26 protein-coding genes and 1 pseudogene are annotated in these 24,781 nt (G+C 65.2%); 12 read left to right on the forward strand and 15 right to left on the reverse strand.

Annotated features, from left to right (window positions below; all coding sequences use genetic code 11):
• Positions 1–24: 24 nt before the first annotated feature.
• On the reverse strand, positions 25–639 hold the full coding sequence (locus OC537_RS16410; protein WP_262112849.1) for a superoxide dismutase: 615 nt from the start codon (positions 637–639) through the stop codon (positions 25–27).
• A 23-nt stretch (positions 640–662) separates the two neighbouring features.
• A complete protein-coding gene (locus OC537_RS16415; protein ID WP_163135894.1) occupies positions 663–1,088 on the reverse strand; it encodes a hypothetical protein in 426 nt (141 codons plus the stop codon).
• Between the two features lie 280 nt (positions 1,089–1,368).
• On the opposite strand from OC537_RS16415, the gene OC537_RS16420 reads away from it, so the two are divergent.
• Both OC537_RS16420 and OC537_RS16425 read left to right on the forward strand, forming a co-directional pair.
• Positions 1,369–2,280: a lipase family alpha/beta hydrolase gene (locus tag OC537_RS16420; RefSeq protein WP_262112851.1), complete on the forward strand. Its 912-nt coding sequence runs from the start codon at positions 1,369–1,371 to the stop codon at positions 2,278–2,280.
• A pseudogene (locus OC537_RS16425) lies at positions 2,277–3,025 on the forward strand (lipase secretion chaperone). The gene OC537_RS16420 and the pseudogene OC537_RS16425 overlap by 4 nt, the downstream one beginning before the upstream one ends.
• Positions 3,026–3,070: 45 nt before the next feature.
• Here the strand turns inward: OC537_RS16425 and OC537_RS16430 are convergent.
• From OC537_RS16430 to sgrR, 3 genes are read right to left on the reverse strand one after another with little or no spacing between them, the layout of a single operon-like run.
• A complete protein-coding gene (locus tag OC537_RS16430) occupies positions 3,071–3,784 on the reverse strand; it encodes a hypothetical protein (protein ID WP_262112853.1) in 714 nt (237 codons plus the stop codon).
• Positions 3,785–3,813: 29 nt separating this feature from the next.
• The gene (locus OC537_RS16435) at positions 3,814–4,209 is read right to left on the reverse strand and encodes an acyl-CoA thioesterase (protein ID WP_234678240.1); all 396 of its coding nucleotides are present in this window, start codon (positions 4,207–4,209) and stop codon (positions 3,814–3,816) included.
• A gap of 50 nt (positions 4,210–4,259) precedes the next feature.
• A complete protein-coding gene (gene sgrR, locus OC537_RS16440) occupies positions 4,260–5,999 on the reverse strand; it encodes an HTH-type transcriptional regulator SgrR (RefSeq protein ID WP_262112856.1) in 1,740 nt (579 codons plus the stop codon).
• Between the two features lie 100 nt (positions 6,000–6,099).
• On the opposite strand from sgrR, the gene OC537_RS16445 reads away from it, so the two are divergent.
• The 3 genes from OC537_RS16445 to OC537_RS16455 all read left to right on the forward strand — a co-directional run bounded on the left by OC537_RS16445 (position 6,100) and on the right by OC537_RS16455 (position 8,426).
• Entirely contained in the window at positions 6,100–6,276 is a 177-nt protein-coding gene (locus tag OC537_RS16445) for a hypothetical protein (protein WP_163135785.1), read from the forward strand.
• A 153-nt stretch (positions 6,277–6,429) separates the two neighbouring features.
• The gene (locus tag OC537_RS16450; protein WP_262112860.1) at positions 6,430–7,698 is read left to right on the forward strand and encodes an O-acetylhomoserine aminocarboxypropyltransferase/cysteine synthase family protein; all 1,269 of its coding nucleotides are present in this window, start codon (positions 6,430–6,432) and stop codon (positions 7,696–7,698) included.
• A 101-nt stretch (positions 7,699–7,799) separates the two neighbouring features.
• On the forward strand, positions 7,800–8,426 hold the full coding sequence (locus tag OC537_RS16455) for a glutathione S-transferase family protein (RefSeq protein WP_139744124.1): 627 nt from the start codon (positions 7,800–7,802) through the stop codon (positions 8,424–8,426).
• Between the two features lie 148 nt (positions 8,427–8,574).
• Here OC537_RS16455 and OC537_RS16460 read toward each other — a convergent pair whose 3' ends face one another.
• A complete protein-coding gene (locus OC537_RS16460) occupies positions 8,575–9,750 on the reverse strand; it encodes an iron-containing alcohol dehydrogenase (protein WP_262112863.1) in 1,176 nt (391 codons plus the stop codon).
• A 319-nt stretch (positions 9,751–10,069) separates the two neighbouring features.
• Between OC537_RS16460 and OC537_RS16465 the strand changes: the two genes are divergently transcribed.
• Positions 10,070–10,624, forward strand: a complete 555-nt coding sequence (locus tag OC537_RS16465; RefSeq protein WP_234568490.1) for a hypothetical protein — start codon at positions 10,070–10,072, stop codon at positions 10,622–10,624.
• 112 nt (positions 10,625–10,736) lie between these two features.
• Here the strand turns inward: OC537_RS16465 and OC537_RS16470 are convergent, their stop codons facing one another.
• The 4 genes from OC537_RS16470 to OC537_RS16485 form a co-directional block, all read right to left on the reverse strand.
• Positions 10,737–11,174 carry a hypothetical protein gene (locus OC537_RS16470; RefSeq protein ID WP_262112864.1) on the reverse strand — a complete coding sequence of 146 codons (438 nt, stop codon included), beginning with the start codon at positions 11,172–11,174 and terminating at the stop codon, positions 10,737–10,739.
• Positions 11,175–11,397: 223 nt separating this feature from the next.
• On the reverse strand, positions 11,398–12,144 hold the full coding sequence (locus OC537_RS16475; protein WP_163135793.1) for an SDR family oxidoreductase: 747 nt from the start codon (positions 12,142–12,144) through the stop codon (positions 11,398–11,400).
• A gap of 42 nt (positions 12,145–12,186) precedes the next feature.
• Entirely contained in the window at positions 12,187–12,432 is a 246-nt protein-coding gene (locus OC537_RS16480; protein WP_139744127.1) for a DUF3624 family protein, read from the reverse strand.
• A 30-nt stretch (positions 12,433–12,462) separates the two neighbouring features.
• Positions 12,463–12,936 carry a GNAT family N-acetyltransferase gene (locus OC537_RS16485; protein ID WP_111910706.1) on the reverse strand — a complete coding sequence of 158 codons (474 nt, stop codon included), beginning with the start codon at positions 12,934–12,936 and terminating at the stop codon, positions 12,463–12,465.
• Positions 12,937–13,122: 186 nt separating this feature from the next.
• Between OC537_RS16485 and OC537_RS16490 the strand changes: the two genes are divergently transcribed.
• Both OC537_RS16490 and OC537_RS16495 read left to right on the forward strand, forming a co-directional pair.
• Complete coding sequence (locus OC537_RS16490; RefSeq protein WP_262112870.1) at positions 13,123–14,565, forward strand: RimK family protein; 1,443 nt, start codon at positions 13,123–13,125, stop codon at positions 14,563–14,565.
• A 24-nt stretch (positions 14,566–14,589) separates the two neighbouring features.
• The gene (locus OC537_RS16495) at positions 14,590–15,126 is read left to right on the forward strand and encodes an MgtC/SapB family protein (RefSeq protein WP_262112872.1); all 537 of its coding nucleotides are present in this window, start codon (positions 14,590–14,592) and stop codon (positions 15,124–15,126) included.
• 60 nt (positions 15,127–15,186) lie between these two features.
• Here OC537_RS16495 and OC537_RS16500 read toward each other — a convergent pair whose 3' ends face one another.
• Together OC537_RS16500 and OC537_RS16505 are read right to left on the reverse strand one after the other, a co-directional pair.
• A complete protein-coding gene (locus OC537_RS16500; protein WP_262112874.1) occupies positions 15,187–16,803 on the reverse strand; it encodes an alpha-amylase family protein in 1,617 nt (538 codons plus the stop codon).
• Positions 16,804–16,927: 124 nt separating this feature from the next.
• Positions 16,928–17,200, reverse strand: coding sequence for a DUF2442 domain-containing protein (locus OC537_RS16505; RefSeq protein ID WP_106885132.1), 273 nt, complete (start codon positions 17,198–17,200; stop codon positions 16,928–16,930).
• Between the two features lie 262 nt (positions 17,201–17,462).
• Here OC537_RS16505 and OC537_RS16510 point away from each other — a divergent pair, with 262 nt between their 5' ends.
• Positions 17,463–19,427, forward strand: a complete 1,965-nt coding sequence (locus tag OC537_RS16510; protein WP_262112878.1) for an LTA synthase family protein — start codon at positions 17,463–17,465, stop codon at positions 19,425–19,427.
• Between the two features lie 57 nt (positions 19,428–19,484).
• Here the strand turns inward: OC537_RS16510 and OC537_RS16515 are convergent, their stop codons facing one another.
• The gene (locus tag OC537_RS16515) at positions 19,485–19,955 is read right to left on the reverse strand and encodes an Lrp/AsnC family transcriptional regulator (protein WP_025325515.1); all 471 of its coding nucleotides are present in this window, start codon (positions 19,953–19,955) and stop codon (positions 19,485–19,487) included.
• Positions 19,956–20,115: 160 nt separating this feature from the next.
• Here OC537_RS16515 and OC537_RS16520 point away from each other — a divergent pair, with 160 nt between their 5' ends.
• On the forward strand, positions 20,116–20,634 hold the full coding sequence (locus OC537_RS16520) for a tyrosine-protein phosphatase (protein WP_262112881.1): 519 nt from the start codon (positions 20,116–20,118) through the stop codon (positions 20,632–20,634).
• Between the two features lie 97 nt (positions 20,635–20,731).
• Here the strand turns inward: OC537_RS16520 and metA are convergent, their stop codons facing one another.
• Positions 20,732–21,679, reverse strand: coding sequence for a homoserine O-succinyltransferase (gene metA / locus OC537_RS16525; protein WP_111910712.1), 948 nt, complete (start codon positions 21,677–21,679; stop codon positions 20,732–20,734).
• A 144-nt stretch (positions 21,680–21,823) separates the two neighbouring features.
• Here metA and OC537_RS16530 point away from each other — a divergent pair, with 144 nt between their 5' ends.
• Positions 21,824–23,062 carry an HD-GYP domain-containing protein gene (locus OC537_RS16530; RefSeq protein ID WP_262112885.1) on the forward strand — a complete coding sequence of 413 codons (1,239 nt, stop codon included), beginning with the start codon at positions 21,824–21,826 and terminating at the stop codon, positions 23,060–23,062.
• A 27-nt stretch (positions 23,063–23,089) separates the two neighbouring features.
• The gene (locus OC537_RS16535; RefSeq protein WP_106885137.1) at positions 23,090–24,253 is read left to right on the forward strand and encodes a competence/damage-inducible protein A; all 1,164 of its coding nucleotides are present in this window, start codon (positions 23,090–23,092) and stop codon (positions 24,251–24,253) included.
• Between the two features lie 7 nt (positions 24,254–24,260).
• Here the strand turns inward: OC537_RS16535 and OC537_RS16540 are convergent, their stop codons facing one another.
• Entirely contained in the window at positions 24,261–24,776 is a 516-nt protein-coding gene (locus OC537_RS16540; protein ID WP_106885138.1) for a metal-dependent hydrolase, read from the reverse strand.
• Positions 24,777–24,781: the final 5 nt, after the last annotated feature.

Below are 24,781 nucleotides of genomic sequence, written 5' to 3' on the forward strand. Positions count from 1 at the left end.
TATGAAGGAAGAAAAGGAGAGGGCTCAGGCCAGCGCCTGCCGGTAGCGGCGGGCCACCTCGTCCCAGTCGATCACCTGGTAAAACGCGGCTATGTAGTCGGGACGCTTGTTCTGGTACTTGAGGTAGTAGGCGTGCTCCCACACGTCCAGCCCCAGGACAGGCACCAGCCCCTCCATCAGGGGGCTGTCCTGGTTGGCACTGCTCACCACCTGCAGATGGCCCGCCTTGTCCACCACCAGCCAGGCCCAGCCGCTGCCAAACCGGCTCAGGGCCGCCTGGGTGAAGGCCTGCCTGAAGGCATCCAGCCCCCCCAGATCCCGATTGATCGCCTCGGCCAGCTCACCGGTCGGCTCACCGCCCCCTTGCGGGCTCATCACCTGCCAGAACAGGCTGTGGTTGGCATGACCGCCACCATGATTGCGCACTGCACCCTGCACCTTGGCCGGCAGGCTGTCGAAGCTCAGCAGCAGCTCGTCCACCGGCAGGGCCGCCAACTCGGGGAGCTCGGCCAGGGCGGCGTTGAGGTTGGTGATGTAGGTCTGGTGGTGGCGGCTGTGGTGGATCTCCATGGTCAGCGCATCTATGTGGGGCTCCAGCGCGTCATAGGCATAGGCGAGGGCAGGCAAGGTATGGCTCATGTTCGTTCTCTCTCTTGTTGGGCTCAATGCAATTGATGGGCGGGCTCGGTCTGGCACTGACATTGACCGAGGCAGCGCAAGATGCCGTCGTGATGACCGTGCTTGCGCACGAAGGCGAGCAGCTCGGTGCGGGTGCCACGGCTATGGCGCAGGGCCGCCGCCCGCAGGGGATCGGGGCTTGCGGGAGACTGGCTGGTGGCGAGCAGGCAGTCGTGGACATGGCACAACATGTCGGCGGCCCTGTCCGGCAGCGTCATGGCCACCAGCAGATCCGCCAGGTTGTGGTGGGCTACCACCAGGGCTGCCACGGCTTCGTCCGCATCCGGCCAGCAGGGGAACTGCTGACGGGCCAGCCACAGGGCCTGCTGGTAATAGTCGAGCGCCCTGGCGTGCTCACCCGCGTCGAAGTGGCGATTGCCACTCAGGGTCTGCGCCTTCCAGTGCGCCATGCTGCTGTCCCCGTCGGTGGCACCGACCCATCCCTTCACCCAGCTTACCGTCATGACTCAGACATCCAAATGATAATAATTATTATTTAACTTATTTGATGGGCGGACACAAGGAATAGTTGGCGCGGCCCCTTTTTGCCCATATGGGTAGGGTTTTTCTGCAATCCCCGGTTTAGTGATCCCATCCACAGATACATTTGAGTTCAGCTACCATGCTGCTGCTACCGGCATGAGGCCGGTGGCTGCCGGAGCGCAGCCGGTTTTCACAAGGATGGTGAAGATGAAAAGATGGCTATTGGTGCTCTTGTGCGCCCTGCCCATGCTGGGTCAGGGGGCCGGCTATACCCAGACCCGCTACCCCATAGTGCTGGTGCACGGACTGTTCGGCTTCGACAAGCTGCTCGGGGTCGACTATTTCTACGGCATTCCCCAGGCCCTGACCCGGGACGGCGCCCGCGTCTATGTGGCGCAGGTCTCCGCCACCCAGAGTTCGGAGCTGCGCGGCGAGCAGTTGCTCAGGCAGGTACAGCAGGTACTCGCCATCACGGGGGCCGACAAGGTGAACCTCATAGGCCACTCCCACGGCGGCCCCACCATTCGCTATGTGGCCTCGGTCGCCCCCGAGCTGGTCGCCTCCGCCACCAGCGTGGGGGGCGTCAACCAGGGCTCCGAGATCGCCGATCTGGTGCGCACCAGGGTGGCGCCGGGCTCGGTGGCCGAGCAGTTGGCGCTGGCCGCCGCCTCGGCGCTCTCCGGGGTCATCTCGCTGCTCTCCGGCGGCAGTGACCTGCCCCAGGATCCCCTCGCCTCCCTCGATGCCTTGACCAGCGCCGGTGCCCAGCGCTTCAACCAGCGCTATCCAGAAGGGCTGCCCAGCCAGCACTGCGGCGAGGGGCCGCTGCTGGCCGACAACGGCGTCTACTACTTCTCCTGGAGCGGGCGCGGCAACATGACCAACATACTGGATCCCGTGGATCCGGCGCTGGCCCTGACCGGCAGCTTCTTTCATGAGCCCAATGACGGCCTGGTCGGGGTCTGCAGCAGCCACCTCGGCAAGGTGATAGGCACGGCTTACCGGATGAACCACCTGGACGAGGTGAACCAGTCGTTTGGCATCCACCACCTGTTCGACACGGATCCCGTCACCCTCTATCGTCAGCATGCCAACCGCTTGCAGAGGCTGGGGCTATGAGACGGATCCTGCTGGTCGCCCTCTCCCTGGGCGCGGCCCTGCTGGGGGCACTCCTGCTCTGGCCCGAGCCTGCCCCTGATCTGGCGGCGGCCCCCGAGCGGGGAGCCCTGCGCCACCAGTTGGCCCAGCGGCTGGAGCAGGGCGAGACGGACGAAGAGGACGCCATGCTGGCCCGCTACCGGCAATTTCTGCGGGCGGAAGGGAGCCTGACGGTGCCGACGGATCCGGGCCTCGCCAGCCTGCAACTGCTGTTTGACGAGCGTGAGCGGCTGCGCCGGCAACACTTCAGCCCCGCCGAGCAGGGTCGCTCTTTGCCGAAGAGAGGCTGATGGAGCAGTGGACCCTGAGGCGCAAGGCGCTGGCAGAGGCCGACGCCGCCGACAGTGAGGTGCTGGGGGAGGAGCTGGCGCTCTGGCTGGCGGAGCAACCCCAGTGGTTCAGGGAGGCGGAGGCCAACGGCCGTCTGCTCGGCGATCTGCAGCGGCTGGAGCTGGTCTCTCCCGCCGAGCGGGACGCCGTGCTGCTGGAGCATCTGGGACCTGAGGCGGTGGATCGGCTGCATCAGCTGGCGCAGAGCCAGCAAGGGTTCGATCGGCAGCTGGCGGGCTATCTGGCGGAACTCGAGCCCCTGCTCCCCCTGGAGCGGACCGAGCAGCAGCAGGCGATCCTGGCGCGCTGGTTCGAGCCCGGGCAGTGGCGGCGGGTGGAGGCGCTGACCCGGCTGAGGCTCGTGGAGCGACCATAAATAGCGAGGGGGCCCTGCTGGCCCCCTCGTCGATCCTCGATGCCGTTATTGCGGCTTGTTGGCTCCTGGCAATGGCTGCCAGGTGAGGCGGGTCACCTGGGTGCCCTGTACCTCGCAGGTGAGGCAGAGATCCTGCCACCCCTTCTCCTGGCGCAGGGAGACCTCCCCCTTCATGCCCTCTGGGCTGGTCTTGAGCTTCGCCTGCTCGAAGGTCACCTTGTCGCCCTTGGCGAGCGCCATCAGCTTGCCGTTGCAGAGCCACCGGGTCAGCTCGGCCCCCTTCAGCTTGACGCCGCCTTCGCCGGCCTGCTGCTCCGCCTGGCTCGGCACGAACAGCGCGCTCAGCTCGGCTGCCCGCCGGGTGAGCCAGGCCTCCCGCTGCTGCATGCTCATCTTGCTGACGAACTCCGCCGGCTGCCCCTTCTCGTCCAGCCACTGGGTCAGCTTGCCGCCGTCATCGAAGGCGAACTGGGCGGCGGGCTCCTTCACCCCGAACAGCTTGCCCCCCTTGAAGTAGTATCGGCTCTCCCCCTCCTGCTTGCCCTGCTCGTTCAGGATGGGCACGGCTATGATGACGGGAACTCCGTCGATCCAGGCCTTGATGTCCACACCGTCATGGCTGAACAGCCGGGTGTCGAGGCCATAGTCGGCCCCCTTCTCCATCAGGGTGAACTGCTCGGCCAGGGTAGTGGCCAGAGAAGGCAGGGAGCAGAGTCCCAGTCCCAAGCCGAGGCTCAGGGCGATCGCTGTCTTGCGCATAAGTGTCCTGTGATGGCCCAAAGGCCAGGTTAACTCTCTACCAGCCAGGCCCTCAGCCCCTCCCGGTGCGCGTCACTCAGGGGGATGGACTGACGGGTCTGGTAGTCAAAATGGATCAGGGTCGTCTCGGCGGTCACCGCCAGCTCGCCCCCCTGCCAGGCCTCCTGCCAGAGGGTGAAGGAGCTGGTGCCGATGCGCCGCACCCCCGTCTTGATCAATACCTGCTGGCCATAGAACAGCTCCCGTTTGAACTGCACCGTATAGCCCGCGATGATCAGATGCCAGTTGTGCACATCCAGCTCGGGAGAGAAGAGGCGGAACAGGGGATCACGGGCCGATTCAAACCAGACCGCCGGCACCGTATTGTTGATGTGGCCGAGGGCGTCCGTCTCTTGAAAACGGGGTTGGATCTGCATTTCCAGCATAGGTTTAGACTCCTTGTCGTGGGACCGCGCACAGGCTAGCGCGCCAACCCTTATGACTCAAGCGTCCCGGCATCCGGGTGGGAGCCGCCTCCGCTTTCCGGCGCCGCCATCCCCTGTTCGGGTTTGAGCCAGGCGCTGCGAAAATCGAACCAGCCGAGGGCCGTCATCCGCACCCCATGCACGCCGACCCGGCTCTCCAGCTCCAGCCAGTGGTGAAACAGGGGCACGAACCAGCCCTGGCGCTGCACCTCGGCCAGCAAGGCGCGCGGGCCAGGCTCGGCGCCGCTGGCGCGCCACTGCGTCAATCCCTGCCACAGGGCCTGCTGCCCCCCCCATACCCGGCGCAGCAAGGGGGTGCCCTGCAACCAGGCGTAGGGGGCGAAGGCGTGTTCATGCTCCAGGTTCAAGGTGCCGAGCCAGAGATCCACATCTTCATCGGCGCCGCTCACCCAGCGGCCGTAATCCAGGGTGCGCACCTCGAGCAGGATCCCCTGCTCTGCCAGCAGGCTGGCCATGGCATTGGCGCACTCGTTGAACTCCAGGTGCTGGTTGAAACAGGCCAGCACCAGCCGGGTCGGCAGCAGCACCGGTTTAGGCTCCTCGGCCGGCAAGGCCTCGCGCCAGTGGGGCAGCAGGCCGAGGGCGCTGGTCCAGCCCCGCTGCAGCTCGGGGGCGACCCGCCCCATCAGGGCTATGGGGTTGAGCAGCCGGGTCAGCCACTGGCGCAAGGCGGGATCCTGCAGCAGGGGGGATCTGTCGTCTTGCAGCAGGAAGTAGCAGCCGGATTCGAGCTCGGACTCGCCGCGCATGGTGCCGAGCTCGGGACTGTCGCGCCCCAGCTGCAGGTGGCTCTCCAGCCGCTCCGCCAGCTCCGGCAGCATCCAGATGTCGATCTCGTCGAGCAGGGCTCGCAGGCCGAAGTAGTCGTCGAAGGCCTCAAGGCACAGCTGCAGGGGATCGTTGGCGGTGACTCTGTAGGGGCCTGTGCCCACGGGTTGCAGGGCAAAGCCCGCCTCCCCCTTGAGTTCACGCGGCAAGATGGCCGCCACCGGCTCCGCCAGCAGGTGCAGCAGCAGGGGATCCGGGCTGTCGAGGTGCAGATCCAGGGTCCGCGGCCAGCGGCTCTCCAGCCGGGCGAGGTGGGCAAACAGCGGGCGATCCCGCAAGGCCAGCAGGCTCTCCATCACATCCTCAACCGCCAGCTCGCGGCCGTGGTGAAAGCGCACCGCAGGCCTTAGATAGAAGCGCCAGTGGCAGGGGCCCAGACACTCCCAGTGGTGGGCTAGATCCCCCTCGATTTCCCCATTTTCCTCATTTCGCCGGGTGAGGCCGTTGAAGATCTGGCGGCTCAGGTGAATTTCGGAGCGGCGCAGGGGATCCGTGGGCAGCAGGCGGGGCAACGGCCGGTAGTAGGGCACCCGCAGGATCTGGCGCCCCTCCCGGGTGGCCTGACCAAGCTGCTCGATGAGCAGCGGGGTGAGCAAGTCCAGCCGCCCCTCCGCCAGCCGCACCGCCTGGGCGAGCTGGCCCTGGCTCAGCAGATCCCGCAGACGGCGGCGAGTCAGGCTCTCCTGGTTGTCCAGCAGTATGAGCCGGGAGCGCCGCCCCCGTCCCGCCTCGGCCGACCAGCTGAGCCAGCCCTGATCCTGCATGCGGCGCAGCAGCAGGCGGGCGTTGCGCGGGGTGCAGCAGAGCAAGTCCGCCACCTCGGCGAGGCTGGCCTCCCGCTCATCGCAGCCAAGCTGCTGGGCGAGCCGTTGAAATTGCTGGTAGAGGCGGCTGCTGGGCATAAAAGAGGAAATCCTTATCAGTCAATTCGTCAGTTTTTACTTCCTCATTTTAGCTCAATACTGTTGGCGAACGTGAGCACCACAGCACAGGAGCACCATCATGAGCCAGACCACCCCCCATGCACCGAACCGGATCCAGCAAGGAATGCGCCGCTACTTCCGCCGGATCCTGCCCCGTCCGCTGACCCTGATCGAGGATCCCATGCATCAGCTCAACCGCCTGATGCAGTGGGACATGCACCAGATAGACGACAGGGAGTATCGTCGCCGTCTCTGAGTACCATCCCTCGCACGGAGCGCTCAAGGGAGACGCATATCGTCAGCGGGCGCAATTGCTTTGCCGGATTGGGTGGTTTACATCGGCGCAGGGCCTGCTAGATTGGACGTCTATCCATCCATAATGGCGACGACGTCCAACAAGGAGTGTGTGATGAAAGATGCGACCCTGGCCCTGCACCACGGCTTTTCCCACGATCCCGCTACCAAGGCGGTGGCCGTGCCCATCTACCAGACGGTGGCCTACGAGTTCGACAGCGCCCAGCACGGGGCGGATCTGTTCAACCTGGCGGTGCCTGGCAACATCTACACCCGCATCATGAACCCCACCAACGACGTGCTGGAACAGCGGATGGCTGCCCTCGAGGGGGGCATAGCCGGTCTGGTGGTCTCGGCGGGTTCCGCCGCCATCACCTACGCCATCCAGGCGCTGACCGCCGCCGGCGACAACATTGTCTCCACCCCCCAGCTCTACGGCGGCACCTACACCCTGTTCGCCCACATGCTGCCGAGTTTCGGGGTCGAGGTGCGCTTCGCCAAAGATGACAGCGCCGAGGCCATCGCCGCCCTCATCGACGACAAGACCAAGGCGGTCTACTGCGAGAGCATAGGCAACCCGGCGGGCAACATCGTCGATCTGGCGGCCTTCGCCAGGGTGGCCCACGCCCGCGGCGTGCCGCTCATCGTCGACAACACTGTCGCCACCCCCGTGCTGTGCAAACCCATAGAACACGGCGCCGACATAGTGGTGCACAGCCTCACCAAGTACGTGGGTGGCCACGGCAACTCGCTGGGCGGCGTCATCGTCGACTCGGGCAAGTTCCCCTGGGCGGATAACACCGAACGCTTCCCCCAGCTCACCCAGCCGGAGCCCTCCTACCACGGAGTTGTCTATACGGAAGCCTTCGGGCCGGCAGCCTTCATAGGCCGGGTACGCACAGTGCCCCTGCGCAACACAGGCGCGGCCCTGGCCCCCATGAACGCCTTCCTGCTGCTGCAGGGGCTGGAGACCCTGAGCCTGCGCATGGAGCGCCACGTGGACAACGCCCTGCGGGTCGCCCACCACCTCAAGCATCACCCCAAGGTGGCCTGGGTCAGCTACGCCGGTCTGCCCGGTCACCCCCACTATCCGTTGGCGGAGAAGTACATGGGCGGCCGCCCCTCGGCCATCCTCTCCTTCGGTCTGAAGGAGGGTTATGAGGCGGGTGTGCGCTTCTACGATGCGCTCAAGATCTTCAAGCGGCTGGTCAACATAGGGGATGCCAAGTCCCTGGCCTGCCACCCCGCCTCCACCACCCACCGCCAGCTGAGCGACGCCGAGCAGGCCAGGGCCGGGGTCAAGCCGGAGATGATCCGGCTGTCGGTGGGGATCGAGGCGATCGAAGACATATTGGCGGATCTGGATCAGGCGCTGGAGGCCTGAGTCAGCACAGAGCGGGCATCTGCCCGCTCTTTTTTGTCTGCCGGTGAACCAGTCACCCCGCCAGCGCGTATCAGCCGCTTCAGCCACCCATCGAGGTTCCCATGATAGTCCTGCACCACCTGAACAAGTCCCGCTCCCAACGCATCATCTGGCTGCTCGAAGAGCTGGGCCTGCCCTACCAGATCAAGGCCTACCAGCGCGATGCCACCAGCTTCCTGGCGCCCCCAGAGCTCAAGGCCATCCACCCCCTCGGCAAGTCACCCGTCATCGAGTTCGACGGCCGCGTATTGGCGGAATCGGGCGCCATCACAGAATATCTGATTGCCCGTCACGCCCCGGAGCGGCTGGCGCCAGCCACCGACAGCCCCGACTACCCCGAGTACCTGCAGTGGCTCCACTTCGCCGAGAGCTCCGGCATCTTGCCGCTGCTGCTGGACATGTTCGTGCGCAAGGACGGCAGCCCGATGCGCTTCCTGCCGGGCTACGCCCAGGCGGAGTGCGCCAAGGTGCTGGGCTATCTCAACGAGGTGCTGGCCAGCCGCCACTATCTGGTGGGGGATCGCCTCTCCGGCGCCGACATCATGAACTCCTTCCTGGTGGATCTGCTGGCACAAAGCGGCCAGCTGGCCCAGTTCCCGCACCTTAAGAGCTACTGGGAACGCCTCAATACCCATCCGGCCCGCCAGAAGGCGGCAGCCCTGGAGCGCGAGCTGGATCAGAGCGCCTGATCGACTGCCCCTGCCCTGGAATGCAAAACGCCCCGAATGCGGGGCGTTTTCTTTTCAGCTCGGGAGCCGAGGCTTAGAGGGCGTGGGAAAGGATCCGCGCCACTATATTGCCCGGATCTCTCCTTCGCCCGAAGCTGGAACCCCAAACTTAAAGAGCATGTGAAAGGATCCTGGCCACCTTGTCCGGATCTATGTCCTGCTGCTCCCCCAGCGCGGTCAGGCCGAAACGCTTGAGGTTGGAGCAGATGGCGGGGATGCAGCTCTCGTTCAGGCCGTAGTCGGCGAGGCGGGTGCCCACCCCCATCTGCTGGAAGAACTGCTCGGTGCGGATGATGGCCTCCTCGATGCGCAGCGCCTTGTCCTCCCGGCGGGAGTGCCAGACCCGCTCGGCGAACTGGGCCAGTTTCTCCTGCTTCTGGGCCGCCTGTTCCCGCAGCAGGGAGGGCAGCACCACCGCCAGGCTCTGGGCATGATCCAGCCCGTGCAGGGCGGTGAGCTGGTGGCCTATGGCATGGGTGGACCAGTCCTGGGGCACGCCGCGCCCGATGAGGCCGTTGAGCGCCAGGCTGGCGGCCCACATCAGGTTGGCCCGCACCTGGTAGTTGGTGGGCTCCGTCAGCGCCCGCGGGCCGTTGTCCACCAGCACCTGCAGCAGGCCCTCCGCCAGCCGGTCCTGCACATCCCCTCCCACCGGGAAGGTGAGGTACTGCTCCAGGATATGGACGAAGGCATCCACCACGCCGTTGCCCACCTGGCGCACCGGCAGGCTGTAGGTGGTGGTGGGATCCAGCACAGCAAAGCGGGGCAGCACCAGCGGATTGTAGAAGGAGAGCTTGGCCTCCCCCCGGCTCACCACGGCGGCGGGATTGCTCTCGGAGCCGGTGGCAGGCAGGGTCAGCACACAGCCGAGGGGTAGTGCAGCCTTGATCGGCGCCTTGTCCAGCAAGATGTCCCAGGGATCCTCCCCCTCGAAGCAGGCCGCGGCGGCCACGAACTTGGTACCATCCACCACGGATCCGCCACCGACCGCCAGCAGGAAGTCGATGCGCTCGCGTTTGACCAGATCCACCGCCTCCATCAGCTGATCGTACTGGGGGTTGGCGCCTATGCCGGGAAACTCCAGCCACTCCCTGCCCGCCAGCGCCTGGATCAACTGCTCATAGACGCCGTTTTGCTTGATGCTGCCGCCGCCGTAGAGCACCAGCAGGCGGCTGCCCGCAGGTATCAGCTCCGGCAGCGTGGCTATCTGGCCCTCCCCGAAACAGACGCGGGTGGGATTGGCATATTGGAAGTTGTACACGGCAGAGCCCTCGGTTGAATGCATGCAGGGGGATTGTGCGCCAGCCATACCATCAGGTCAAAAAACGGGGGCAGAGGGATCACTCCCCTGCTCCCCATGGCGCCGCGCCATGCCGTCATCCCATCGGGTCAAAAACGGGAGCGAGCCATCAAAATGGTGATGCGCCCTCTTTGACATGATGGTACTCAGGTGTGACTTTGCTATGGTGTCACTGGAGCCGGGGGAACACTCCCCGCTCCGTCATGGCGCCGCGCCATGTCGTCATCCTGACGCCTCTCACGGGGTTCTGTTTTCCAGTCATAGGGTCTCAATCATGAAACTGAAGCACGCATGGATCGCAGGAGTGCTCACTCTCTGTGTCAATCCCCTGATACAGGCCGCCGAAGTGACCGCCAATGTGGCCGTCACCCCGGGCCAGGCCAGCCTGGCAGAAGAGGTGAAGGCCGAGGCGACCGTCACCGCCATCGATCTCGCGACCCGCAAGATCAGCCTGAAGAATGCCGAAGGCAAGACCTTCGATCTGGTCGCCGGGGAAGAGGTGACCAACCTCCAGAACCTCAAGGTGGGGGATGTGGTGGCGCTGCGCTACCTGCAACTGCTGGATCTCGAGCTGCTCAAGGGCACAGCCGGCGTGAGAAAGCGGGTAGTGGAAGTAGAAGGGAGCAAGGCGGCCGCCGGCGAGCAGCCGGGCGCCGGGGCTGGCATGCAGGTCACCATCTATGCCGACGTCATCGACGTCGACAAGGCGCAGCAGACCATCAGGGTCAAGGGTGTGGACGATACCCTCACCCTCAAGGTGAAGGATCCTGCCCAGTTCGCCCTGATCGCCAAGGGGGATCAGATCAAGGCCGTCCAGACCACGGCCATCGCCATAGGGATAGTGCCCAAACAGCCCTGAGGCACGCCGTCTGCGGCAGGGAGGGCGCTGGCGCTCCCTGCTTCATCCTTCCCGCATCCGGGGCAAAATCTTGCCCAGTTGACACCAAAGATTGCCGTTCGAGTCGTTGGTGTCAGGCCTGGGCGCTCTGCCCGCTCGACGACTTGCCGGTGAGCCTGTCCATGGCAGCCTTGAGCATGGCATCACGCTGCTCGGTCAGGGCCCGAGTCTCGGTCTCACGCTCTTCGGCCGAGAGCGTCTTGTTGTCGGCCACCCCCTTGATCTGGCTCTCGAGATCGTCAAATTTTTTGCGATCGAAGCCGAGTGCCTTGTCCACCAGCTGCTGTACCACCGTATTGTTGGCGCTCCCGGCCAGGGAGGCGCTCTTGCCGCTTCTGGCCAGATGCTCGTAAGTCAGTACCTGCTGCGCCTTGCCGGTCAGCACCTGGCTGGAGAGGCTGACCTGCTGATCCCAGCTCCCTTGCTGGCTGTCATCGCCACTGAGGGTGGCCAGGGCACGGCTGTGGGACGCACTCTGGGCGAGTTGCTGACCATAAGGTTTGATGTCCATGAAGGCTCCAAGCTGCTGCCGGCCAGGCCGGCGTCCGGGGGAGAGACTCCCCGCCAATAACCATGACCAGCAAGTTGCAGGCCAACTTGACCACTGGGTGGCAGCGACCTGGGATAGCGGGTGAATGACGCCAGATGACGCGGCGGGCAGGCGGGAAAAACGACAGGGCAGCAGCGAGAAGAGGCACCCAGGGGTGCCTCTTCTCATCCCGGCGAGACGGGGTTCAGCGACGGCTGATCTGCAGCGGGCCGAAAGTCTGGGCCACCGGCATGATCTCTATGCTGTTGATGTTGACGTGGGCGGGCTGCTGGCTGACCCAGAGCACCGTATTGGCGATGTCCTCCGGCTGGATGGCCTGCACCCCCTGATAGACGGTCGCCGCCTTGGCGTCGTCACCGTGGAAGCGCACGTTGGAGAACTCGGTCCCGCCGCACAGGCCCGGCTCCAGGTTGGTGACGCGGATGGCGGTGCCCGCCAGATCGGCCCGCAGGTTCAGGCTGAACTGCTTCACGAACGCCTTGGTGGCGCCGTAGACGTTGCCGCCCGGATAGGGGTAGGTGCCTGCGATGGAGCCGATGTTGACCACGTGGCCGCGATTGCGCGCCACCATGCCCGGCAGCAGCAATCGGGTGAGCAGGGTCAGGCCGCTGATGTTGGTGGCTATCATCTGCTCCCAGTCTTCCAGATCCGCCTTGTGGGCGGGCTCAAGCCCGAGCGCCAGCCCGGCGTTGTTGACCAGCAGATCCACCTCCTGCCAGGCGGCCGGCAGCCCCTCGATGGCGGCGCGGGTGGCCGCCTTGTCCTGCACGTCGAACGCCAGCGGCAGGAACTGCTCCCCCAGCTCGTCGGCCAGGGCGGCCAGCCGATCGGCGCGGCGACCGGTGCCTATCACCCTGTAACCAGCCTGCACCAGCTGACGGCTGATGGCCTCACCAAACCCGGACGAGGCGCCCGTTACCATTGCGATCATCTGAACCTCCATTGTTATTTATCTGGTTGAAACAAAAAGAATTCACTCATTATCCAGCTCGCGCCCCGTTACCTTGCGCCAGAGGAAGACCGACAGGTGCAGCAGCAGCAGGCCGCTGCCCCCCAGGGCAAACAGCAGGCCGGTGAGGGCGTTGACCGAGGTGTCGGCGCCACACCACCACCAGACCAGCCAGCCCACGGCCCCGATGACGAGAGTCTGGATGGCGCAAGCCGGGCAACGCCCGAGTTTGGCCTTGATGGCGGTGGCCAGACAGTTATCACAGCTCATGCTGGCCCCTCGATGTCGAGGCAGCGCGGCTCATGCCGCTCCCTGCTCATCGGATCGCAGTGGCAGCACCAGCCGGTGCGCATGCTGACCCGGCCCGTAGTAGTCCGGCAGCCTGAGCCTTGGGCGAAACCCCAGCCTGTGGTAGAGGGTCTGGGCCTCGGGGTTGGCGTCGGCCACCTCGAGCCGGATGGCACCCCAGCCCGCCTCCCGGCCCTCCCGGATCACCTGCTCCAGCAGGCGCCGGGCCCAGCCCTGGCGGCGCACCGTCCAGCGAATGGCGAGGGTCTGGATGATGAGCCTGTCCCAGCCCCTGTGCTCCAGCACGCTGAGGTAGCCCATCAACTGCGCCTTCTCATCTTGCAGCAGCAGGGTGCGCCCCTTGGCATGGCTGAGCAGGTAGTGCCAGCGGCTGCGGCCGAAGGCGACTTCGGGGGGGAAACAGTAGCGTTCCAGCTTCACGATGGCGCCCAAATCATCGGTTCGGGCCGCGCGCACGGTCAACACGGGGAGTCCTTGTTCGGTTATTTATCCTCAGCACCAGAAATGCGACTTGTATCACAAGTTACCAAGGCAGAATATTAGGCACTGTAACCTCTTGTTTCCCCTCGCGCCATTGTCGTGCTTGTCGGTGCATCGAAGCCCACTGGGGATCCTGCCTTTTCGGGCAGTCCTTTCTGTGGAGCCGAAAATATGAGTACCTATGTCATCGTCGAGGAGCTGGGCGACTGGCCCTGCCATGCCGATTATCTGCTGACCGCCCGCACCTATCTGCAACACGGCGTGCCGACCACGGGCGGCCGCCCCCGCATCATCAACCTCTGCCGCAGTCTGGAACACCTGAGCGCGGGCTACTACTGCTCACTGCTGGCCCAGGCCCGCAGTCACCACTGCCTGCCGGGACTGCAGGCCATCAGCCGGCTGCAACCCCAGCAGCCACCGGCCAAGCTGTGGCGCAAGCTGCAGGGCTGGCTGACCCGCCAGAGCGAGGACAGGATCCGGGTGCGCGCCATCTTCGGCCAGTGCGAGCAGAGCGAGCTAGGGGGGCTGGCCCGCTACTACTACGGCCTGAGCCAGCTGCCGTTGCAGGAGCTGACCCTGAAACGTGGCCGTCACGGCTGGTCGGTGCGCCAGCAGCAGAGCCTCTCCCCGCTGGCGTTGAGCCAGAGCGAGCGAGATCTGATGTTGCAACACGCCCAGGCCCTGGTGGGCACCGGGGGCGAGGAGCAGACGGCGCCGCTCTATCAGCTCGCCATCCTGATGGATCAGAACGATGGCCGCGCCAGCAGCGATGCCCTGGCGATAGAGCGCTTCATCCAGGCCGCCGCCGCCCAGGGGATCCAGGCCGAGATACTGGCGCCATCCGCCATAGAACGGCTGCCGGAGTTCGACACCCTCTGGCTGCGGGCCGAGACCGCGGTCGGCCACTACACCTTCGAGTTCGCCCGCCGCGCCGAGCAGCTCAAGATGCCGGTGATCGACAGCTCCCGCGCCATCCTCGCCTGCAGCAACAAGCTCTACCTCTACGAGCTGATGGTGCGCAGCGGCGTGCCCATGCCGCCGACCATGGTGGTGACCCGCCGTGGCCGCCACCAGGTGGACGAGCTGGTGCAGCGGCTCGGCCTGCCGCTGATGGTGAAGGTGCCCGACGGTGCCCAGGGCCGGGATCTGGCCATGGCGAGCGACGAGACCCAGCTCGCCCGCCTGCTGGACGAGGGGCTGGGCCGCTCAGCCCTGCTGCTGGTGCAGAGCCGGATCCCCGCCGAGTTCGACTGGCGCATCGGCTTTCTCGACGGCTCGCCGCTGTTCGCCTGCCGCCGCTACCGGCCGGAGCCCGGCAATCGCATCCGCCGCCGCAAGCACCCCCTCGACCTGAGCCGGATCGAGGCGTTGCCGCTCACCGAGGTACCGGAGCGGGTATTGCAGACCGCCCGCCGCGCCGTGCACCAGCTCGGCAACGGCCTGTTCGGGGTGGATCTTCGCCAGCAGGGCCAGGGCTGCGTGCTGCTGGAAATCATCGACAATCCCTGGATACGTGGCGATATTGAAGACAGAGAGGCCAAAGATCTCTACGAGCGCCTGGCCAGGGCCTTCCGGCAACGGCTGGAGAACCGGGGGCAGAGCGCGGCAGGATAACAAGCAGGATCGGCAGAGGTGGGTATGATGACAACGCAGTGGTGGGACATAGCGCCCCTTGGCTGGAACAACATTCTGGCCTGTCTGGTGTGCGGCGGTCTGGTCGGGCTGGAGCGCCAGTTGCACGGCAAGCCGGTCGGCATTCGCACCTCCTCCCTCATAGTGCTCGGCACTTACTGCTTTCTCGCCATCGGCGCCGCCGTCAGCCCGCAGTCTGCGGATCAGGCGCGGGTGCTGGGCCAGCTCATCACCGGCATCGGCTTCCTCGGCGCCGGGGTCATGATGACCCGGGATGGTCAGGTGCTGGGGGTGACCTCGGCGGCTACCATCTGGATGCTGGCCGCCCTCGGCGCCCTGATCGGCATGGGAATGCTGCACCAGGCCGTGCTGCTCACCGGCGTGACCCTGGGGATCCTGGTGGGGGTTCACTACCTGGAGACCAGCTTCAAGAGCCTGCGCCGTGGGGTGCACAACCGGATCGAGCACTGGCGCAGCGGCAACGAGCGCGGCGCGCCGGCCAGCCCCCGTCAGGAGGAGCTCGGCAGCGGCCTCGAGAAGTGACCCTGTCGCCAGCTGGCAACAAAAAGGGCTCCTGCGGGAGCCCTTTTGCTGTTTGCCGTCTTATTGCAGCAGCAGGAAGCGGCCACTGAGGGGCGGCAGATCCACCGTCAGGCTGCTGCCCCCCATGGCCAGGCGCTCACCGCTCTGCAGATCCACCAGGGCGCTGCCGCTGCGCAGCTTAACCAGAGGCAGGCTGTAGCTCTGGGGCGTGGTTGATAGGTTGAGCAGGTAGACCACTTGCTCGGCCGCCGTCTGCTTGATGTCGCCATAGACGCTGCCATCGGCCACCAGCTTGACCCGCTCCCCCTGATAGAGGGCGGGATGGGCGGCGCGCAGGGCCAGCAGCTGGCCAAGCCACTGCTTGAGCTCGGCCTGCTCGCCGCTCGGGGTGAAGCCGGTGACACCGGGCACCTTGCCGTCGCTGCGGGCCACGTGATCGTCGCACAATCCCTGGGCCGCACAGTCACCGCTCACCTGGGCAGCAAAGCCCGGCACCTCGTCGCCAAACTCCTCGCCGTAGTAGAGGGTGATGGGGCCGGAGCGGGCCGCCAGGAAGCTGAAGGCCGCCTTGTGGCGCTGCCAGTAGTCCGCCTGGTTGAAGTTGCCGCGCTCCAGCAGATCGCCGAAGCGCACCAAATCGTGGTTGCCCAGCATCAGGTTCGGCATGGCGTGATTGGGGTAGTTCTCCACCTTGTTCCAGCTGGCATCGAGCACGCTGGCCCCCTGCCCGCCCTTGCCGGACTCCTCCACCGCCAGCGCCTGCACCAGGCCGTAGCGCAGCGGGAAGTCGAACGCCGAGGAGAGCGCCGGGTTGTCGCTGCTGCCATAAGCCTGGGCCCGGATCTCGTCAGCTCCCTTCCACACCTCGCCCACCAGGTAGCCGAGGGTGCCCCACTGCTGGCCGGCGGCCTTGCGCGCCGCACTGGCCTGCTCCACCTCGGTGCGAATGGCGCGCCAGTCGCCCAGCCCCAGCTGATAGGCCTGATCGAGGCGCCAGCCGTCGATGCCGTACTGCTCAATCCAGTAGCGGGCCACCTCCTTGAAGTAGGCGAGGCTCTCGGGCTGGCCGTAATCCACCAACTGGCCCGGATAACCGGCGCCGCCGCTGGTGAGGGCAGGCAGACGGCCCTCGGGGGAGGGCTTGCTCACCCCCACCTTGTTGACGTGGCCGAAGACACCGTCGAGGAAGACATAGAGGCCGCGCTGGTGGGCCGCCTCCACCAGTTTTTTCAACTGGGCGTTGCTGCCGAAGTTGGGGTCCACATTGAAGAAGTCGCAGGCGAAATAACCGGTGGCATCCAGCCTGTCGTCCCCGGCCTGACCGGCGCAGGAGTCGAACACAGGGGTAAGCCAGATGGCGTTGACGTTGAGGCTCTTGATGTGGTCCAGGCTGTCGATGATCCCTTGCAGATCGCCGTTGTGCCTGGAGGGGCCGTAGCCGACGCCGTAATTGGCACTGCCGTCGCCATCGACGAAGGACTCCACCATCACCTGATAGGTTCTCAGGTTGCAGGCGGGCTGATCATCGCCGTAGCAGGCGCGACTGTCCGAGGTGGGAGGCGGATTGACCACGGGGGGCTGGGTCTCGCCGCTGGATCCCCCGCCGCCACTGCCGCACGCTGTCAGTAACAAGGCGGCCCCGATCAGGCCGCCATGGCGCAACCTTCCTTGTTTCATTGTTATCTTCCCGCTGTGGTGGTGCTGGCGCAAAATGCGCCACCCTGAGGCCATGATAACGGCCTCGCCAAAGCGGGTCTGTGACTGAAAACGTTACCTGGCTCAACGAGTTAGCCCATCACTCTCAGCCCGGATTGCGATCCGGGAAGGCCTCGCGCTCGTCGATGGGGGCAATCAGGTGATAGACCTCCTGGGCCGACAGGGTGCAGCCCGAGGGCCACTCCAGCTGGTGGCGGCGATTGATGAAGACCCGGGCGCAACGCCGCTCCGAGTCCAGCGCCGCGAACAGGGGCTGGCTGCGCCAGGGGGTCAGGTCCAGCACCCCGGTGGTGCCGTCAGAGAGCACCACGAACAGGCACCAGCCATGCACATACTCCACATCGATAAAGACCGGCATCCCTTCGGCTCCGATTGAGAAAATCCGGCGCCATTATAGGCAAGCCCCTCGCCGCACTTTGCAGTGGGGATCACACAACGCCCAGTCATTTATGCTGTCTTTTGGATCCCCCGGGAGCACTCATTAAAAAATCAATATTATCAATAGCGTCCAGTCTCTCTCTGCGCCGCAACCTTTCCCCGCCCCCATTGTCATAACCCTGCAATATAAAAAAAGCTGTCCTCGGATGGGCATCAAAAAACAGGCTTTATCAGGAAAAACAATGACAAAAATAAGACATTGGCTGGGTCCATTTTGGCCCATCGCCATTTTTTCGGTGATCGCGCTCATCGCCCTCTCCGCCAGCCGGGCAGGCCTGGGGCTCTGGCAACAGGAGCGGGTCGACGCCGTCGCCGGTTGGTCAGAGATGCTGCTGCAGGGATTGCGCGTCGACTTCGCCACCCTCTGCTGGCTGTGGGGCGTCCCCGCCGTCTTCACCCTGCTGCTGGCCGGCCCCCATGCCCTGGGGCGCGCCTGGCTGCAACTTATCCGGGTCTGGCTGACCCTGGGGCTCTGGCTGATGCTCTTCCTCGAGATCTCCACCCCCGCCTTCGTCACCGAATACGGGGTTCGCCCCAATCGCCTCTATATCGAATACCTCATCTATCCGAAGGAGGTGCTCGCCATGCTGTGGGCGGGCCGCAAGGGCGAACTGCTGCTGGCCCTGGTGTTCAGCCTGCTGACCCTGGGGGGCGGCTGGTGGCTGAGCGGGCGCCTGATGCGGCACCTGAGCTTCCCGCGCTGGCATCTGCGCCCGGCCTTCGCCCTGCTGATCCTGGTCATCGGCTTCCTCGGCGCCCGCTCCAGCCTGGGGCACAGGGCCCTGAACCCGGCCATGGTGGCGTTCGCCAGCGATCCCCTGGTCAACGCCCTGACGGTCAACTCCGCCTACTCCCTCTTCTTCGCCATCAAGCAGATGAGCAACGAGGAGAGTGCCGGCGAATTCTACGGGGAACTGCCCAGAGAGCGGATCCTGGAACTGGTGCGCGAGGAGAGCGGCCGCCCCGGCCAGGACTTCAACTCCGAGACACAACCCAGCCAGACCTTCAACGAAGCCAGCCATAGCGGCAAGCCGAAGAACCTGGTGATCCTGCTGCAGGAGAGTCTGGGCGCCCAGTTCGTCGGCTCCCTCGGCGGCCTGCCCCTGACCCCCAACATAGATGCGCTGTCCCGGGAGGGATGGGCGTTCGAGCAGCTCTACGCCACCGGCACCCGCTCGGTGCGCGGCATAGAGGCGGTGCTGACCGGCTTCACCCCGACCCCGGCCCAGGCCGTGGTCAAACTCGGCAAGAGCCAGACCAACTTCTTCACCATCGCGGATCTGCTCAAGCAGCGGGGCTATGACACCAGCTTCATCTACGGCGGCGAGAGCCATTTCGACAACATGCGCAGCTTCTTCCTCGGCAATGGCTTCACCACCATAGTCGAGCAGAAGGACTTCAAGAACCCTGTGTTCGAGGGCTCATGGGGCGCCTCGGATGAGGATCTCATGGCCAAGGCCAACGACACCTTCGAGGCACTCCACAAGCAGGGCAAACCCTTCTTCAGCCTGGTATTCAGCTCCAGCAACCACGATCCCTTCGAGTTCCCGGACGACCGCATCTCCCTCTACGAGCAGCCCAAGGCGACCCGCAACAACGCCGCCAAGTATGCGGATTACGCCGTCGGCGAGTTCTTCAGGAAGGCCAAGGCATCGGACTACTGGAAGGACACCCTGTTCCTGGTCATCGCCGATCACGACAGCCGGGTCGGCGGAGCCAGCCTGGTGCCCATCCCCCGCTTCCATATCCCTGGAGTCATAGTGGGAGAGGGCATAGCGCCGAAACAGGATAGGCGCATCGTCAGCCAGATAGACATGGCGCCCACCCTGCTCTCCCTGATGGGCATAAGTGCCGACTACCCCATGCTGGGCAAGGATCTGACCCGGATGCCGGCGGACTGGCCGGGGCGCGCCATCATGCAGTACGACAAGAACTTCGCCCTGATGCGGGGCAAGGATGTGGTGATACTGCAACCTGAGCGGGCGGCGGAAGGCTTCGTCTATGACGATGCCAGCGAGACCCTCACCCCGGCCCCGCAGCCGGATGCCATGAAGGATGCCGCGCTGGGGCTGGTACTCTGGGGCAACCTGGCCTACCAGCAGGGGCTCTACCAGACGGCGCCGGACGATAGGCTCGCCCTCAACTGACACGATGCAGAAACGAAAAAACCGCCAACTGGCGGTTTTTTGCGGCTTCCCTGACGCTCAGGGGTGAGTGAAGCAGGGCAGGGATCGGCTGAACCTGTGCTCGAACACCAGGGAGGTCTCGAGGTGTACCACCTCTTCCCGGGAGGTGAAGTGATCGAACACGAAGTTGCGCAGGTGCTCGGTGTCGGCGACGCAGAGGTGCACCAGGAAATCATCCTTGCCACCCATGTGAAACAGGCTGATCACCTCGGGCAACGCCAGTATGGCATCGCGAAACGCATCTATGATCTGCCGGCTGTGCCGCGCCAGCTGCAGGGAGACCATGGCTTGGATATGGCCGCCCAGGGCCTGATAATCCACCTCGCAGTGAGCGCCCTTCAGCACCCCGTCCTGTTGCAGCTTGCGCACCCGCTCCAGGCAGGTGGAGGGAGCCACCCCGACCAGGGCCGCCAAATCCTTGTTGGTCATGCCCGCATCGCGAAACAGATGGGCCAGGATGTCCAAGTCCAGTTGATCCAGGTTTCTCATCTCTACTCCTTCCATCGCTCAATTTTTTTAGACTCTGCCCGTAAACCGGGCCGAACACAACGCAGATTGACATCGCACCCGCGCCCTCTATGCTGTGCCGCACTCAAACAGGGGGCCAACAAGTTCGTTTGACACCCGCCTAGCACCGACAAGGATCCTCATGCTCAGTGCCCACCCCTTCTGGAGCCTGGAGGTTCCGCGCCTCGACGGTCAGCTGTTGCTCACCCCCTGTCCCGGCAACCAGCAGGTTCCCATGCCCCTCGCCCTGGCCCAGTTGCAGTTGGCCGGTGCCGGCGGTGTGCTCACGCTGATGACAAAGGATGAGCTGGCCGCACGCGGCGCAGGGTCCCTCGGCTCACTGGTCAGGGCCAGGGGCATGGCCTGGTTCCACCTGCCCATAGCGGACGATGAGGCCCCCGATGAAGCCTTCGAGCAAGCCTGGCCCCCCGTGCTGCCGCAACTGCTCGCCCTGCTGCGCGAGGGCCGGCACCTGGCCATTCACTGTCACGGAGGGAGCGGCCGCACCGGGCTGGTGGCGGCCCTGCTGCTGATGACCCTGGGCCAGCCCCAGCCGGAGGCCATGGCCGCCATCCGGGCCAGGCGGCCCGGCGCCTTCACCCTGGCCTGCCACCGTCACTGGCTCGACACCCGGGGGCGACGGCTGGCCGGGGCCGACTGAAGGGCGCCCTACCCCTTGGGCGGCTGATTAAGTGAACACCTTGCCGATGTCCTCCAGGCGATGGCGGATCATCGCGGGTGAGCCGGCCCTATGACACCTAGCCTTTGGGCTGCTCGTAGGTGAACACCTTGCCGATGTCCTCCAGCCGATAGCTGGTGAGCTGATAGACGTAGTAGTTGAGCCAGTTGGAAAACAACAGGTGGCCGTGGCTGCGCCAGGTGGCGCGCGGAGTCTGGCCAGGATTGTCGTCCGGGTAGTAGTTGACCGGGATGACGGGGGTGAGCCCCGCCGCCAGATCCCGTTGATATTCGCCGTCCAGGGTCAAGGCATCGTATTCCGGGTGGCCGGTGACGAACACCTGGCGGCAATCCTTGGTCGCCGCCAGATAGACCCCCGCCTCCTCCGACTCGGCGAAGATCTGCAGATCGGTGTGGGCGCGGATGAGGTCACCGTCGAAGGCCGCATAACGGGAGTGGGGGGCGACGAACTCGTCATCGAAGCCACGCAGCAGCGGCTCGTGCTCGTCGAGGCGATGGTGGCGATAGACCCCTGACAGCTTCTCGCCGTGGGTCTGCTTCTCCATGCCGTAGAGCGCCTTGAGCGCCGCCTGCACCGCCCAGCAGAGGAACAGGGTCGAGGTCACATGCTGATGGGACCACTCGATGATCTCGACGATGCGCGGCCAGTAGACCACCTCCTCGAACTCCACCAGCCCGAGCGGCGCCCCCGTGATGATCATGCCGTCGTAGTTGTTGCCACGCACCTGCTCGAAGTCGTGATAGAAGTTCTCCAGGTGCGCCTGAGGCGTGTTCTTCGACTCCCGATCGTCGATGCGCAGCAGATCCACATCCACCTGCAACGGCGAGTTGGAGAGCATCCGCATCAGCTGGATCTCGGTCTCTATCTTCTTGGGCATCAGGTTGAGGATGAGCACCCGCAGCGGACGGATGTTCTGGGTGACGGCCCGGGATTCCGTCATCACGAAGATGTTCTCCTGCCCCAGCACTTCGGCGGCGGGCAACTGGTCCGGGATCTTGATCGGCATGCTGACTCCCTGTACTGCATCGGTAAATATGTCTGGACATCTAGAAGCCTATAATAAAGCGCTCATCCTGTCATCAGATACCTTTTGTATTCACCCCTGCCTTTGACTAGCATACGGCTCTGTGTGTCTCTCGTGCCCAACCCCATGACAGGAATCAAGATCTCCGTAGACCGGCTGCAAGTCGGCAATTACGTCTCCCTGCCACTGGGATGGCGCGAGCACCCTTTCCTGTTTTCCAGCTTCAAACTCAAGAGTGAAGAGGAGATAGAGCTGATCCGTCGGCTCGGCCTCAAGCTGGTGACCATCATTCCCGACAAGAGCGACGCCCCCCCCAAGCCCCTCGATCAGGTGCAGCCCGCACCGGATGGCACTGACGATCTCGTCGGCCGCCAGCAGGAGATGCAGCAGGAGAAGGCCAGGCGCATCGAGCAGTTGCAGCGCTATCGCCGGGATCTGCAGCAGTGCGAGAAGCATTTCCAGCAGTCCCTGGCCCAGGTGCGCAACCTGATGGGCAAGATCCAGTCCCGCCCCCTCAACGCCATCAATGAGGCCCAGGAGCTGATCAACGCCATGACGGAGCAGCTGCTGTCGGTGGACGAGATGGTGCTGCACCTGGTCTCCGACAGCGCGGATGGCAACAGCCTCCAGTTTCACTCCCTCAACGTCAGCGTGCTCAGCATGCTGCTGGCCAGGGAGTGCAAGTTGCCAGCCGAGGCTATTCGCCAGGTCGGCATGGGGGCCCTGTTCCACGACATCGGCAAGCTGAAGATCCCGAGCCAGATCCTGCGCAAGACAAGCCCCCTGACCAAACCGGAGCAGAACCTGATGGCCCAGCATCCGCGCTATGGCCTGGATCTGCTGAGCCTGGCCAGCGGCTTCCCGGAGCCTGCGAAGCGCATAGTGCAGTACCATCACGAATATCTGGACGGCAGCGGGCCACAGGGGCTCAGGGGGGATCAGCTCGACCCCCTGACCCAGATAGTGTCCCTCATCAACGAGTACGACAACCTCTGCCACCTGCAGGCCAAGGTGCCCTACTCGGCCCTCGGCAACCTCTACAAGCAGCGCAAGGCCCAGTTCAACACCGACCACCTCGGCATGCTGATCCGCCTGATGGGCATCTACCCGCCCGGCAGCGTGGTGCAGCTCTCCAACGGCCAGGTCGGGCTGGTGATGTCGGTCAACGCCTCCCGCCTGCTCTACCCCGCCGTGCTGGTGTACGATCCCCGCATCCCGCGCCAGGAGGCGGCCATCATAGATCTCGAGCAGGCCGAGCTGACGATTGCCAAGGTGATCCACCCCAAGCGACTGCCGCCGGCGGTGTTCGAGTACCTCAACCCGCGCACCCGGATCAGCTACTACTTCGAGCACAACAAGCCCTGATCGGGGCCCACCACCCAAGGAGTCTGCATGCGTATCGAGATCATCAGCACGGGGGACGAGATAGTGACCGGCCTGGTGGTGGACACCAACGCCGCCTGGCTCAGCGCCCTGCTGCTGGAACAGGGCTGGCAGGTGCGCCGCCGCCTCACCGTGGGGGACAACCTCGCCGATCTGAAGGCCGCCTTGCAGGAGAGTGCCAACCGGGCCGAGGTGGTGCTGGTGTGCGGGGGCCTGGGCCCCACCGCGGATGATCTCACCGCCCAGGCGGCGGCCGAGGCCTTCGGCCAACCCCTGACCCTGTTCCCCGACTGGCTCGCCACCATGGCCGAGCGCTACGCCAGCCGGGGCCGCATCATGGCCCAGAGCAACAGCAAGCAGGCCTGGCTGCCCCGGGGCTGCGAGATCCTCGACAACCCGGTCGGCACCGCCTGCGGCTTCCTGGTCAGCCACCCGGCCAGCCACGGCCAGAGCCGGCTCTTCTTCACCCCGGGCGTGCCGTTCGAGTTCAAGCAGATGGTGTGCGAGCAAATCCTGCCGCGCCTCAAGGCGCTGGCGGGGGAAGAGACGGACACAGAGCTGCGCCGCTTCTATACCTTCGGCATCTCGGAATCCGCCCTCTCGGACAAGCTGGATGCGGCGCCCTGGCCTGCCGGCATCGAACTCGGCTACCGCTCCTCCATGCCTCTCATCGAGCTGAAACTCATCGGCCATGGGGCCAGCGCCGCCGACATGGCCGCCGCCGAGGCGCGCCTGCTCGGGGAGATAAGTCCCTGGCTGGTGGGACGGGGGAACGAGGATCCGGCTCAGCAGATCCTGGCCCTGCTGGGGGAGCGGCCGCTGTGGCTGCAAGAAGGCGAGAGCCGGGGCGCCCTGCTGGCCATGTGCCACCCCCATCCGGTGCTGGAGGCCAGCTTCAGCCACAACCTCCCGAGCGAGCTCGACCAACTGACGGGGAGCGGACGGGAACCCAGCCTGACCATAGGCAGTACGGGCCCAGGCGGCGTACCGCTGCTGCTGTGCGCAGACGGCCAGCGAATCGGCCAGAGGGTGAAGCTGAGTCACCCGGATCCCGAGAGCGGCCGCCGGATCCTCGCCTTCGCCGCCCTCGACATGCTGCGCCGTCACCTGCAGGGCCTGCCGGTACTCGCCGACTACCTCACCCTGACCAGAACCGCCAGCCGCATCGACTGATACCGGGCTAGAAGGCGCCTAAGCCCGCGCTCCCATGCACCCAGTACCCGGCGAGCGCCAGGGTCAGCAGGCAGAAGGCCTTCTCGTAGCCCCCGCCGCTCTTGAGGGGCAGGCCGGGCAGCCGAAAGCGCCGACGCCAGGGCCAGAACAGGGGAATGCCCGCCGGGGTGAGCCAATCCCCGAGCAGGTGGCTGAGGTAGCCGACGATGAGGGCGTCCTTCATCACCCCGGACAGTGGCCCGGGTGCCTGAAACTGCGCCAACCCCCATATCCCCAGGCCCACCGCCAGCAGGCTGTGGGTGAAGCCGCGATGGCCGAACAGGCGGGAGAGGGGCCCCGAGATCCAGGGCAGTTGCCGACCGAGCAGGGATTGGGGGTGATCGAGATCCGGCAGCAGGGCACTGGCCAGGGCCATGGGCACTATGTGCCACAGGCTGCCTTCGGCCAGGGCCGGAGTGAGTTCGACCTTGTGGGCAAGCAGGGCGCAGGTAACGGAAAACAGCAGGTGGCCTTGGGCGGTCATGGGGC

The organism is Aeromonas sp. Marseille-Q5825, assembly GCF_946892685.1.
In the GTDB taxonomy this organism is placed as follows: Bacteria; Pseudomonadota; Gammaproteobacteria; order Enterobacterales; family Aeromonadaceae; genus Aeromonas; species Aeromonas rivipollensis.